A 12254-nucleotide genomic window follows, 5' to 3' on the forward strand; every position below is an offset into this window, starting at 1 on the left:
GCACCTGTGCGGCACCGGCTAAGCCCCTGCTTCTATTAAGATTTCCTCAATCTCTTTAAAGCCCTTTTTACGAGCATGCTGCAACGGAGTGACCCCGTCTTTATCAGCAATACGAACATCTGCACCGTGTTGTATCAACATTCGAATCGTTTCCTGCTGCTTTACATCTCCATCGTTTAAGATAATTGCTTCCAAAAGAGCAGTCCAGCCCAGATTGTTTACATGATTGACGTCGATATCCGTTTTTTCAAGAAGCTCCTTGATTACATCCGTATATCCATGTTCCGCCGCCGGAATTAAGGCAGTGCCTCCATATCGGTTTGTCAAGGATGGATCTGCGCCTGCCTTTATGGTCAATTGCAATATGTCCAAATACCCTTCCGCCCCGGCATAGAGGAATGGATTATTCTTCATGTCATCCTGAATGTTGACATCCGCCCCTTCATGAATTAGCACTTTTACAGTATCTGTATCAGCATTGTAGGTGGCAATCATGGCAGGCGTCCGGCCTTTTGCATCTTGTCCGTTAACATCTGCCCCTTTTTTCAGGAGTTGTTGAATCTGCTGACGATCCCCTTGTTCTGTCGCCAGGAACAATTGTTCCTGTAACGTTAGCGATTCCTCCTTCTTCATGTTTGCATCCTCCTTCCCGCTCTCCGAACACCCCTGAAGCAACAACAACACTATAAATAGTAAAGTATGCTTTTTCAAACGAACACCTTTCTTTCAAGAGAGTCAGGCCTAGATGAACATAAGCCGACCTTTTTCTCAATTTATCCGAAAAAACGGCGGAAAAGGCAGTTTTTTTTCAGTTTACTTATGTATATCCATCGCGGCGATTTCCCATTCGTGGATTTCATAATGGCGTGCTCCCGTTATAACATATGGATCTTCTTTCACCCAAGATTCAACTTGCTCAAGACTTTCTCCCTGGTAAATGACAAGTCCGCCAGTCCCATCAACAAAACGGCCAAACATGACTGCTTTTTTTTCTTCTCGTTTGCGGGCCAAAAACTCCAAATGGGCGGGGCGGTTCTCCCTGCTCTTTTCTTCATCTTTCATTGGTAAAAAAACGGCAAAATATTTCATGTCTTTTCCTCCAGCACATCATCATTTTTCTTCTCATTATACATGAATTATGCTTGAACCGGATCATTCACTTTCATCACTGTCCCCCTATTTGATAACGCATTGTGTAAGTTGTCGGCGGCCAACTGAGCCATTTTCATCCGTGTGGCAATGCTCGCACTGCCAATATGGGGGAGTGTGACAACATTTGAAAGGGTCAATAAAGGATGAGAAAGATCTACCGGTTCTTTTTCAAAAACATCAAGGCCTGCTGCCCAAATTTCTTTGTTTTTGAGCGCATGATACAGCGCTTCCTCATCCACGATCCCCCCGCGGGCTGTATTGATCAACACAGCTGTTTTCTTCATAAAGGACAACTCATTTTTGGAAATAAGATGATGGACCTCCGGGCTGTATGGTAAAAGAAGACAAATAAAATCGGATTTTGTTAAAACCGTTTTAAAGTCGACATACGTGGCGCCAATTTCTTCTTCGGCTTCTCTTTTTCTCGAGCGATTATAATACAGCACTTCCATTTGAAACCCTTTTGCCCGCCTCGCTACCGCCTGGCCGATGCGGCCAAACCCGATAATGCCCAGCGTCGCGCCAAAAATATCCATCCCCGTCAACTGCATAGGTGACCAAGTTTGCCAGTTACCTTCGCGCAGATAACTGGATGCTTCCACAAGCCGCCTGGCCGTTGCCATGAGAAGAGCGAAGGTTAAGTCAGCAGTCGTTTCTGTTAAAACTCCAGGTGTATTGGTGACGAGAATTCCTCTTTTTGTCGCTTCATTAACATTAATATTGTTATAGCCTACAGCCATATTACTAATCACCTTCAAATTGGGAGCGGCTTCCATTACTTCTTCATCAATCGTTTCAGTCAACATGCAAAGCAATCCTTTAGCTTCTTTTACCTTTTCCAGCAAAAGCTCTCTTGGGATCGCTTCTTCTTCTTTTTCCCACATGTCGATATGAAAGGACTTTTCCAGCTTTTCTATAATACTGGAAGGGAGTTTGCGCGTAATGTAAATGTTCTCTTTCAAATTGTTTATCTCCTTTCCACATATCATTACATTTTATCATCTTATAATACTATTTCGACCACTTGCCGCAAATCTCCTTTTCAGCGAAACTCGATGAACGTATACTCAAATAAAAGAGGGGGGGATTGCTTGAAAGTCCATTTGAATATCAACCCAAACATTCAAGAAGACGAAATCATGATCGTAATCAAAGAAATGAATGCCAAAGTGGAAAAGCTATTATCTATCATTCATGATGAGAAAGAAAATGGGGTCATTTCTCTACAAAGGGAGGAGAGAATTTATCTTGTAGAACCGAAAGAAATTTCCCATGTTTTTTCAAAAGACAATAAATGCTTTGCATTTAGAGGTAAGCAGCAATACCGATACAAAGATACGCTCAAACAATTTGAAGAGCGGTACAGTCGGCATCACTTTGTGAGAATCTCAAAATATTGTTTGGCAAACGTGGAGTGGATGGATTACTTTGAAGCTACTTTCGGCGGCAGTCTGGTCGTCGCCTTTAAAAACGGGGAAAAGGAAATTGTTTCCCGAAAATATGCAAAGGAATTAAACAAAGCACTATTTAAGGAGTGAACACAACATGCTGGTCGTTAAATCAATCAGAAATATTTTAATTGGCTTTGGCATCGCGAACATTTTTTTACTTATTTTTATTCTGTTTGCGGGTGCAGCTGGCCAGACAGAAATCGATATTGACATATTAAGGACGCAAGTGATTGGCAGTATATGCTTCGGCGCATTTTGCGGAATCTTATCATTAATATTTGAAAGTCAACGATTATCCATTGTTATTAAAACTGGTATACAGCTTTTCGCTTTACTTATTGGATTTGCCGCTTTCGGCTATTATCTAGGGTGGTTCCGTTCACTTGAAGAGATGATGTTTATGCTCATCATTTTTATGATTATATACGTGATTATTTGGCTGTTCATGTATATCATTCAAAAAAAATTGGCTGACCAACTGAATAAAGGAATAAAGTAGCGGGTATATGTCTTACCCGCTTCTGTCATGTTAAGCACTGGCATTGATTCCTCGTTAAACACTGAGAAAACAGCGGGTCAGGTTTTATTCCAGGGTGATATTCTAACTCGCCTCAACAATAAAATCTGTATATGGCTTTCTTTCGAGTGAAACAGACACTTTCTAAAGCCCTTCTTTATTAAAAACCAACTTTGCGCCGCTCTGTTTGCCATCAACATCCCATTCAACGTTTTACATGTGAAGACATGGAAGATATCTTCTCAATTTTAAACAAGATACTTCTGTTTCATTAAACTCATCAACAACAAATAACCTTTTCATTGTTACGGACTGCACCTTGTTTTCGAGGTTTAAAGCATAGCAGTGGATGGCAGCTTGACGATGAATTGATGATAATTTCCGTCCGTTTCCAGGGCAACACTTCCATCCTGTCGTTCTGCCAGTTCCTTTACGATGGCCAGTCCCAGGCCATTTCCGCCCGATTCGCGGTTTCTTGATGTATCCACGCGGTAAAAACGTTCGAAAATCTGCGGGCGCGATGCTTCAGGAATGAATTGGCCTTGTCCTTCCACTTGCAAAACATAATGATCTTTTCTCCGCTTTCCTTTTAAATGAAGAGTCGTATTTTCGATACCATAGCGAATTGCATTATCCAATAAATTTCCAACGATTTGTTTCAGGGTATCTTCCGTTATATGGAAAGCCGCCTCTTCAACAGCAACTTCTATTTGAATATGTTTTTGATCCAGCTTCATTTGATGAATGGAAACCATATGATTGACGATTGTTTTGATATTTGCGGGATTGCTTGGTTTGGCATCCAAATATTGATTCCATTCCCGCTCCGAAAGATGATGCAGTTGCTCAATTAACTTGCTTAGCCGTTCAGCTTCGCCATGTAGAGAGTGCAGCACATTTTTATCCGGCTCGATGACACCGTTTTTGATGGCTTCCAAATAACCTGTAATATTGGATAATGGCGTACGGACTTCATGGGCTAAATCTGCCGCCATTTTATTGCGAAGCTCTTCACTTCTTTTGATTTTTTTAATCAGACTATTAAAATTTTCAGTGAGAAGCCCGACTTCATTCCTCGTTGTAATCGGAACGAGCCGCATTTCTTCCCCATCGCTCATACGTTTCGTCACATCAGAAAGCATTCGGATCGGAATAATGATTCTCCTGATCCAAATATAATGAATGACAACAGCTACCAAGAACGCAATAATACTTACCCGAATTAAGTAAAAATCCATCGTCTCGTCGAACGATGATTGCATGAATGGCCCGGCAATATTCATGTCATTCGCAAGAAAACAAGCATATTCTTTGACGGAAAAACCGGCAATGATAATGACAACTACAATAACTGCCAAATTGACCCACGTTAACTCCCAAAAAATCCCTGTTCTCCAAATCCCTTTCATATACGGTTTATTTGGTGACAAATTTATATCCCACCCCTCTTACGGTTTGAATCATGGGTGCAGAGACACCCCCTTTTTTAATTTTCTCTCGAATATTTTTCACATGAACGTCAATCGTTCGCTCAAAAATATCTTTCTCATGCAGCGGATATAACGTCTGTAGCAATTGTTCTCTTGTCATGACTTGATCAGGATGAAGCATGAGCTTTTTTAAAATGGCAAACTCGGAAGCTGTCAATTGGAGCTGTTTGGAACCGACCCAAACTTCATGTTTGTTCGGCTTTAAGGTCAGATTGCCGAAAGATACCTTTTGACAGTAATGACCGGCTCTCCTCAATACCGTTTCTACTCTTGTGACCAGTTCTTCCGGGCTGAACGGCTTTGTCACGTAATCATCCGCCCCCATCTTCAACCCGTGAATGCGGTCTTTTTCGTGGATTTTTGCCGTGACCATAATAATGGGAACATCACTGACAGCCGTTTCCCGAATATACTCACATACCTCTTCACCCGATTTTTCGGGCAGCATTAAATCCAGGATGACAAAACAAGGCGACTCTTTTTGAAACAGACGGATGGCTTCCGTCCCCGTCGCCGCAGTCACTACATCAAAACCGGCTTTTTGAAAATAAGCCGCCATGAGCTTTTGCAACATTTGGTCATCCTCAACGACCATAAGTGTTTTTGACATGTTCCTCACCCGCTACTGCAATTTATTGACCTCATTCTCCATCCACTGATACGTCATTGGACCAATGATTCCTTGCTGGATCACACCCTCTTGATCTATGATAAAGCTTTTCGGAATAGCGAAAGCTTCAAATTGTTGTCCAACCATCCCTGTTTCATCAAGGGGGATCGTAAATGCAACATTGAATTCATCAATAAATGTTTGTACCACTTCTTTGTTATTTTCCGCAGCAGTTAAGTTGACTGCCACAATCTCGACTCCCTTATCTTTGTAATTCTGATAAAACTTTTGCATATCCGGCATTTCCGCCCGACAAGGAGGACACCAAGTTGCCCAAAAGTTTAATATGACGATTTTTCCTTTATAATCAGCAAGCCGGAACTGTTGTCCATCCAGTGTGGGCAGTTCGATTGCCGGAGGGCGGATTCCTGCTGAAAGGCCGCTTTCTTCTTGACCGGATTCCGCTTGAGCGTCCGGTAACAGGACATCCATTTGACTTTCATCAGCTATTTCATACTTGTCCTTCCCGATATATTCTTTATACAAGAAAATACCCATGAATGCCACTAAGCCGACTAATAAGAGCCATCTCCACTTCATTGCTCATGCCCCCTTTATAAGTTAAAAACGGAAAACCGCGCAAAATAGGCACTTATTTTTGTCATCTGGCCGGTAAAAATCATCAGGCCGAGTAAAATCATGATCGAGCCATTCACAATGGAAAATTTCCCTAAATAGCGATTGATGGATCGAATCATTCGTACCGATTTAGTCATCATGAAAGAAATAAACAAAAACGGCAAAGCCATGCCCAATGAATAGACACCGAGAAGCAGCATTCCCTGCCCTACAGTAGTGCTTGCGCTCGCCAGCAGTAAGATCGTTGATAACGTTAACCCTACACATGGAGTCCAGCCGCTTCCAAATGCGACTCCAACCAGGACAGATGAGAACCAATTTTTCGGCTTTTGCAATTTATGCTCCCATTTCCGATCTTTCATTAAAAAATTCAGTTGGAAGACCCCGAGCATTTGCAGCCCAAAAGCGACAATTAAAATGCCGCTTATATGTTCAATCAACTTTCTGTTTGCTTGAAAAAACTGTCCGACAAAAGTGGCTGAAGCGCCCATTATCATAAATACAATGCTAAAGCCCACAATAAAAGCGATAGAACGTTGGAGCAACAAGCTTCTGTCAACACGCAGCTGCTGGTTCTGAACATTTCCTCCCGTTAAATGCGATAAATAAGCGGGCAGAACCGGAAAGATACACGGCGAAAAAAACGATAACAGCCCGGCTACAAATGCCACCCACATGGAAACCGATTCCATTTTTCCACTCCTCACACATCTTTTTCTACAGTCTGGGTTATGATTGTTAAAGTTTGATGAAGAACTTAAATAGCCTCGGCGCATGTGATTCTTCGGTAAGCCGAACGGGCTTCCTTCCTTAGCGCATCATAAAAGCCAATCAACCTCATGTGAAATTGACCGGCTTTCATGTAAAGTGATATCGTTTTTGAAAATGCCCATCCAACTCATTCATCAAGTTCCGTAAATATACGGCGCAATCGCTCTTTACTGACCGGACCTACAATCTTATGTCGAATAACCCCTTCTTTATCAACAACATAACTTGTCGGAATCGTCTGTGCTTGATACGTATTGCTTACTTCACCCGTCTCATCGAAAACAATCGGGAATGAGAGCTCATTTTGTTTGGAAAATGTCCGGACTGCTTCTTTATTTTTTTCCAAATGCAAGAGATTCACTGAAAGAAGCGCGATATTTTCCTCTTTGTTTTCCTCAAAAAAATTTTGTATATGCGGCATTTCAGCACGGCACGGAGGGCACCAGCTTGCCCAGAAATTTATAAACACATGTTTTCCTTTCAAGTCCGCAAGCGAGAGCTCTTCTCCCCCATCCGTCTTCAATCGAAAATCGGGTGCCCGCTGTCCGGGTAAATGGCCGACTCCTTCCGGCGCTGTGGATGTTTGCTTTTCGCGATCCTCGCTGAAATGCCCAATGAGAAAAAGCCCAATACTAAACATAATAAGCGACATAATCATCTTTTCTTTCATACGTTCTCCTTTACGAGCAAATTGTTGCTCAAAAGAATGGCGCATAATGGAAAAATAATCGCCAGACTCCATTCCGCCAGTGTCAACTCATTCGGCAGTTGAAAGATCATGGCATAGACAATGAAAATTAGTCCCGCTTTTTTCGGCAAGCGATCAAGCGCGTTTCTGTCCCACAGCCATACGATGAATAATGTCGTTGTGAATACAAAGGAAAGGATTATGAAAAGATTTTCCCCTTGGGTAATAGCGTGTAAAAATAAATACAAGCCATATCCTGCTGTACCAAATAGCAATAACGTCTCACTCAACTGTTTGTAAATCTTTTTCTTTTTTGCTTGGCGATACAGATACAAAAAACTTACAAACAGGCCAAGAAAAAACCCTTTCGTGCCGCCGGTAAAATATAAAACGGATGATACATGTGCTTTTACAGTGTCAAAATCAAACACGACAATGCTGAATTTCCACACAACCCCGATGACAAATAAAGCATTGATGATCATTTCCAGCGACTCTTTCTTCATTTGATGGTGTTTTACATAAACGCTCGTTAAAAGCCACCCGCCAACAAGCGAAAGCAGTGCCAATACCCAATGAAGGGGAATCGTGAATGTACCAAATTGCAAGAGTTGCATGACAGTTTCATTCCTTTTTCCAGAATTTCACCTATTATGCGATAGGTATGTTAAGAATGTGTGAATAAAGAAAAAGAACCGAATCATAACTCCAAAGATGGCCTTACGTCATTCGATATCAGAAGTGGTATCACAAACAAAATAAAAAAGTCTGGGACACAACTAAATCAGCTGATGAAAAAACGAACAATAAAGTGAAACTTCATTCAGTAGGGCTCCTACTGAATGTTAGTTGAACCAATCGGCAGTAGGGCTCCTACTGAATGTTAGTTGAACCAATCGGGCATTTAGGTGCCGTTTTCTCACACTTGGACCTTTTGTATTCACTCAGATTTTGAAGGGGGAGTCTTACGGCACCTTACATGCGGGATAAAGTGAAACTTCATTCAGTAGGGCTTCTACTGAATGTTAGTTGAACCAATCGGGCATTTAGGTGCCGTTTTCTCACACTTGGACCTTTTGTATTCACTCAAGATTTTGAAGGGGGAGTCTTACGGCACCTTACATGCGGGATAAATTGTCTCAGTGTATAATGCGCAAGCTTTTAGCGTAGTCAACATATGTAGACTCCTGCGGGAATAGCTCGAGTTGAAGATCCCTCAGGAAAGCGAAATATGTTGAGTAGCGATGATAGGAATTTTTTTTACACAAATAACGGGACAAAACCCTGTAAAAATGAAATAAACCGCATGAAATCAGGTTTAAAAACCTTGATTTCATGCGGCTTGATTCTCACGTTTTTTACGAATATGAATCAGCTTTCAACTTATGTCGCAGTCCCATTTCGTATTCGCTTATGTCCCGGCCTCGACAGTCTTTCCCAAAAACAAATGTAGCGCCGGACTTGTTTTTTGATGAAGCAAGCTATATCAATAGCTTTCATATGTTTTAAACACAATGCAGGACGCCCAAAACATGCAAGCGAGTAAAATGATGCTTGTTACTGCCATTGTCTCAAAGGAGTCCGCCCATTTGCCAGTCATTAACATACTACCCGCTTGATCTTGCGCATTGGCTGGACTCCATCCCATATATTTTGGAAAAAGGGAGCCGGAAAGCGCGATGGCTGCAACTGTAACCAAACTGGCACCAGCAATACCGGCGGCTTTTTTCAGCACTGTTCCTGCCAACAATGTAACCGTCAAGGCAAATAAAATCCATATGCTGTAAGCGGCAAAGCTTTTGATAAAACGGATAAGTGCCACGTCTTTAAATAAGAGATTTGTATAATAATAGGCGAGTCCGTAGCTCAACGCAAACGACAAAAGGTAGAGCAGCGCATGGGAGAGCCACTTGCTTCCGATATAGTGTAAGGCATGTACCGGCCTCGCCATGATGAGTGTCAGGGAGCCGCTGTTTCTTTCATCGGCAATGAGGTTCATAGCGCCAAGGACAAAGATGGCTGTTCCGATCAACCCAAATTGGGACAGCGTTCCTACCAGGACTTCTTCCCCGGACGGCATCGGAATTTGAATAACGGCTCCCTCGGGCAGATTTCCCGCCTTATCCAATATTTCGGGCATATAATACTGGGTGATCGGCTGTGAGATGGCCAGTAAAGATAAAACAACCGGCATCCAGATCAGTTTTTTATCGTGCCAAGCCTCCCGCCACTCTTTTTTAAACAATGTCCAAAAAATATTCATTCTTGAATCAACTCCATATAGGCGTCTTCTAATGTTTGCTCCAATATGGAAAAGCGGGTAATCGTCAACCCGTTCTCCATACATTCTGTCAGCAGGCGGTTGCGGTCATTTGGTTTTTCCAACATAAATTGCGCTGTTTTGGGTGTTGGGAAAAAAACGTCCTTTACATATTTTCTAGTCCCAAGCCACCCCTTCAAGTCTTCTTCTGTTTCGAGAATAAAGGAACTGCCCAGATGGTCCCTTTTTAAAGAAGAAAGAGGACCTGCCCACTTGACCTTTCCATCTTTTAACACGACAATATCATCACAAATTTGTTCGGCATCATGTAGAACATGGGTAGAAAACAGGATCGACATCTTCGTTTTCAACTCATTCATCATCATCAATACATCTCTGCGCCCTGTAGGGTCCAAAGCGGAAACAGGTTCATCCAAAATTAATAATTTTGGTTTATGAAGTAGGGCCTGTGCCAAACCAAGCCTTTGCTTCATCCCGCCGGAAAAGCCGCCGATTTGCTTCTTTTTAGCGTCTTCCAGACCTGCAAAAGCAAGCATCTCTTCCACTCTTTCCCTCAATATTTTTTTCGGTACGCCGGAAAGATTCCCGGAAAAATGCAAATATTGCTCGGCAGTCATCCACGGAAAGAAGGATGGATATTGTGGCAAATAGCCGATGTGCTGCCTATTGATGTTTGTCTTCCCCAAAAATATGATCCTGCCGGAATCCGGTGTTAAAAGGCCGGAAAGCATTTTGAGTGTTGTTGTTTTTCCCGATCCGTTTGGTCCCAATAAAGCGACACATTCCTTTTCTTTCATGGTGATATTTACTTGATCAACTGCTGTATGCAGCTTGAACGTTTTCACCAGTTTTTCCGCTGATAATATCATTTTGCACCCCTACCCTCTTTTTGGCCTGCCAAATACAAAATATAAAACCGGCCCCAGTATACTGATGAATAAAATAATGAGAATCCACAGCCATTTGGGTCCCCTTGTATGTTCTTCCTTTACGCAGCTGATAAGCGCTGTAACAATTAATACGAGATCCAACACAATGAGTGGAATGATCAATTCCCAAGATGGGGTCATGTGTAACTCTCCTCTCACTTTTGTTTTTTACGATAAGGCCTGACGACAAAGAAATAATAAAAGATAGTTGGAAACGGCAATTGAATGAGCCCCCACAGTCCCCAAAACCAGGCATATGCGCCCTTTTTTCTGGCATCCACGAAGAGAAGGATGCTTTGTGTCAGCATAAACGGCGATAGAATCAATAAGACAAGCAGTTTATCAGACTCCATCATCAATCTCAGCCACCTCTGCCGATTCATTCCGGCGTTTTCTTTCCACCATGTAAATAATCGGAACCGTTGCCAAAGCCAATCCCTGAATCCATAAAAATACTTTCGGCAACTTGAATGCGATCACCACATAAGACATGAAAATGACGAGAGCGGTGCATATAAATACGATCAACTCACGCTTCAGCGCTTGCCGGCGTGCTTTTTTACGTTCCATCAAGGCATTCATGATTTGATTGCGACTCGGTGTTGCGGCGTCCTGGGCATTTTCAATTTTTTTCAAGTCTTCGGTGAAATGTTTCATCCACTCTTTGTTCTCCTTCACGTCGGCCACTCCTTTCTTAATTGTTTTAACCCATGATGCACGCGTGATTTTACTGTTCCTTCTTTCAGCCGAAGTATAATAGCGATTTCTGCATACGTGTAACCGTAATAATGTTTTAATAATATCGGTACCCGCATTTCCGGTTCGAGTTCAGCGAACAGCTCCATATTCTCTGTCCATCTCTCTCCGTTCATGGCAAGTTGCCATTTCATTTTCCGAAGGGCTTCAGCTTTTGCCTTTTCAAATATTTTTCTTCGCCTTTTTTCTTTTCGCTGTAAATCAAGAAACAGGCGGGAAGCGATCGAAATAAGCCAAGTAGAAAACTTGGATTCTTCCTTAAAGCTTTGTATGTGAACGTATGCTTTTAGCATCGTTTCCTGGGCCAGATCTTCAGAAACATCCGGCCGGAGGCTCAGCTTGATTAAATATTTATATAAAAATGGATAATTCCTTTGAAATAACGTGGCGAATGCCTCGTCCTTTCCGCTTTTTGCCTCTTGAATCAATCTTTTCTCATCATCGCCCACGTTCAACCGCAGCCAAGCCTCCTTTCTTTCTGCTGTTCTCTCACTTATTATGACGCGCATGCGGACCAAATCGTTCAAAAATAAATAATTTTTTTGGGAATGACATAAAGGATTACAGCGATACAGAATGTAGTATGTAGTGCAAAATGATGCAAGGAGTGGATTTTCGTGAATTCATTACGTCAATTTCAACTGTTTCGCGGCCTCACGCTCCAAGTACTGGAGGATTTGAAAGAAACAAAATGGGATGCACAGCACCCGGGGCAGCCTAATACTATTTGCTGGAATACCGGCCATTTATACATAACGAGCGAGTTCCTCATGAATAAAACTGATCATCATTATGAAGTTCACCAACCGGAATGGAGCGCCTTTTTCGCTCCCGGAACAAGGCCTTCGGATGACGGAAGAACCGCCATCCCCTGCCAACATAATAGAAGCATTGAAAGAACAACAGAAGCAGCGAATCACCGATTATTTTTCCGGCAAACTGCAAAATAAAGCAACCGAAGCATTTGTTA

Annotated in this window: 18 protein-coding genes; 3 read left to right on the top strand and 15 right to left on the bottom strand. The window is 42.2% G+C overall.

What is annotated here, in order from left to right; all coding sequences use genetic code 11:
• Positions 1 to 18: 18 nt before the first annotated feature.
• The 3 genes from JOC94_RS10690 to JOC94_RS10700 form a co-directional block, all read right to left on the bottom strand.
• Positions 19 to 711 carry an ankyrin repeat domain-containing protein gene (locus JOC94_RS10690; protein WP_205179294.1) on the bottom strand — a complete coding sequence of 231 codons (693 nt, stop codon included), beginning with the start codon at positions 709 to 711 and terminating at the stop codon, positions 19 to 21.
• Between the two features lie 102 nt (positions 712 to 813).
• Positions 814 to 1089 (bottom strand): YciI family protein, encoded by a 276-nt coding sequence (locus JOC94_RS10695; protein WP_205179296.1) that lies wholly within the window; start codon positions 1087 to 1089, stop codon positions 814 to 816.
• Between the two features lie 47 nt (positions 1090 to 1136).
• The gene (locus JOC94_RS10700; protein ID WP_205179298.1) at positions 1137 to 2114 is read right to left on the bottom strand and encodes a 2-hydroxyacid dehydrogenase; all 978 of its coding nucleotides are present in this window, start codon (positions 2112 to 2114) and stop codon (positions 1137 to 1139) included.
• Between the two features lie 129 nt (positions 2115 to 2243).
• On the opposite strand from JOC94_RS10700, the gene JOC94_RS10705 reads away from it, so the two are divergent.
• Positions 2244 to 2690 carry a LytTR family DNA-binding domain-containing protein gene (locus JOC94_RS10705; protein ID WP_077110747.1) on the top strand — a complete coding sequence of 149 codons (447 nt, stop codon included), beginning with the start codon at positions 2244 to 2246 and terminating at the stop codon, positions 2688 to 2690.
• 7 nt (positions 2691 to 2697) lie between these two features.
• Positions 2698 to 3102, top strand: a complete 405-nt coding sequence (locus JOC94_RS10710; protein WP_077110745.1) for a DUF3021 family protein — start codon at positions 2698 to 2700, stop codon at positions 3100 to 3102.
• A 350-nt stretch (positions 3103 to 3452) separates the two neighbouring features.
• Here JOC94_RS10710 and JOC94_RS10715 read toward each other — a convergent pair whose 3' ends face one another.
• The 12 genes from JOC94_RS10715 to sigY all read right to left on the bottom strand — a co-directional run bounded on the left by JOC94_RS10715 (position 3453) and on the right by sigY (position 11733).
• The gene (locus JOC94_RS10715) at positions 3453 to 4550 is read right to left on the bottom strand and encodes a sensor histidine kinase (RefSeq protein ID WP_077110743.1); all 1098 of its coding nucleotides are present in this window, start codon (positions 4548 to 4550) and stop codon (positions 3453 to 3455) included.
• Positions 4537 to 5220, bottom strand: a complete 684-nt coding sequence (locus JOC94_RS10720) for a response regulator transcription factor (RefSeq protein ID WP_077110741.1) — start codon at positions 5218 to 5220, stop codon at positions 4537 to 4539. Before JOC94_RS10720 ends, JOC94_RS10715 begins: the two co-directional genes overlap by 14 nt.
• Before the next feature lie 12 nt (positions 5221 to 5232).
• Positions 5233 to 5820, bottom strand: coding sequence for a TlpA disulfide reductase family protein (locus JOC94_RS10725; protein ID WP_205179301.1), 588 nt, complete (start codon positions 5818 to 5820; stop codon positions 5233 to 5235).
• A gap of 14 nt (positions 5821 to 5834) precedes the next feature.
• Positions 5835 to 6551, bottom strand: coding sequence for a cytochrome c biogenesis CcdA family protein (locus tag JOC94_RS10730; protein WP_077110737.1), 717 nt, complete (start codon positions 6549 to 6551; stop codon positions 5835 to 5837).
• A gap of 206 nt (positions 6552 to 6757) precedes the next feature.
• Complete coding sequence (locus JOC94_RS10735; RefSeq protein ID WP_077110735.1) at positions 6758 to 7300, bottom strand: TlpA family protein disulfide reductase; 543 nt, start codon at positions 7298 to 7300, stop codon at positions 6758 to 6760.
• Positions 7297 to 7935: a hypothetical protein gene (locus tag JOC94_RS10740; RefSeq protein ID WP_077110733.1), complete on the bottom strand. Its 639-nt coding sequence runs from the start codon at positions 7933 to 7935 to the stop codon at positions 7297 to 7299. Before JOC94_RS10740 ends, JOC94_RS10735 begins: the two co-directional genes overlap by 4 nt.
• Before the next feature lie 869 nt (positions 7936 to 8804).
• Entirely contained in the window at positions 8805 to 9581 is a 777-nt protein-coding gene (locus tag JOC94_RS10745) for an ABC transporter permease (RefSeq protein ID WP_077110005.1), read from the bottom strand.
• Complete coding sequence (locus tag JOC94_RS10750; protein WP_077110012.1) at positions 9578 to 10465, bottom strand: ABC transporter ATP-binding protein; 888 nt, start codon at positions 10463 to 10465, stop codon at positions 9578 to 9580. The genes JOC94_RS10745 and JOC94_RS10750 overlap by 4 nt, the downstream gene beginning before the upstream one ends.
• A 12-nt stretch (positions 10466 to 10477) precedes the next feature.
• Complete coding sequence (locus JOC94_RS10755; RefSeq protein WP_077110004.1) at positions 10478 to 10669, bottom strand: PLDc N-terminal domain-containing protein; 192 nt, start codon at positions 10667 to 10669, stop codon at positions 10478 to 10480.
• 14 nt (positions 10670 to 10683) lie between these two features.
• Positions 10684 to 10881 (bottom strand): transcriptional regulator, encoded by a 198-nt coding sequence (locus JOC94_RS10760; RefSeq protein WP_077110011.1) that lies wholly within the window; start codon positions 10879 to 10881, stop codon positions 10684 to 10686.
• A complete protein-coding gene (locus tag JOC94_RS10765) occupies positions 10871 to 11206 on the bottom strand; it encodes a YxlC family protein (protein ID WP_077110003.1) in 336 nt (111 codons plus the stop codon). Before JOC94_RS10765 ends, JOC94_RS10760 begins: the two co-directional genes overlap by 11 nt.
• The gene (sigY, locus tag JOC94_RS10770) at positions 11203 to 11733 is read right to left on the bottom strand and encodes an RNA polymerase sigma factor SigY (protein WP_077110010.1); all 531 of its coding nucleotides are present in this window, start codon (positions 11731 to 11733) and stop codon (positions 11203 to 11205) included. The genes JOC94_RS10765 and sigY overlap by 4 nt, the downstream gene beginning before the upstream one ends.
• A 168-nt stretch (positions 11734 to 11901) precedes the next feature.
• Here sigY and JOC94_RS10775 point away from each other — a divergent pair, with 168 nt between their 5' ends.
• Positions 11902 to 12234, top strand: coding sequence for a DinB family protein (locus tag JOC94_RS10775; protein WP_205179308.1), 333 nt, complete (start codon positions 11902 to 11904; stop codon positions 12232 to 12234).
• Positions 12235 to 12254: the final 20 nt, after the last annotated feature.

Source organism: Siminovitchia thermophila, assembly GCF_016909185.1.
Taxonomy (GTDB): Bacteria; Bacillota; Bacilli; order Bacillales; family Bacillaceae_C; genus Siminovitchia; species Siminovitchia thermophila.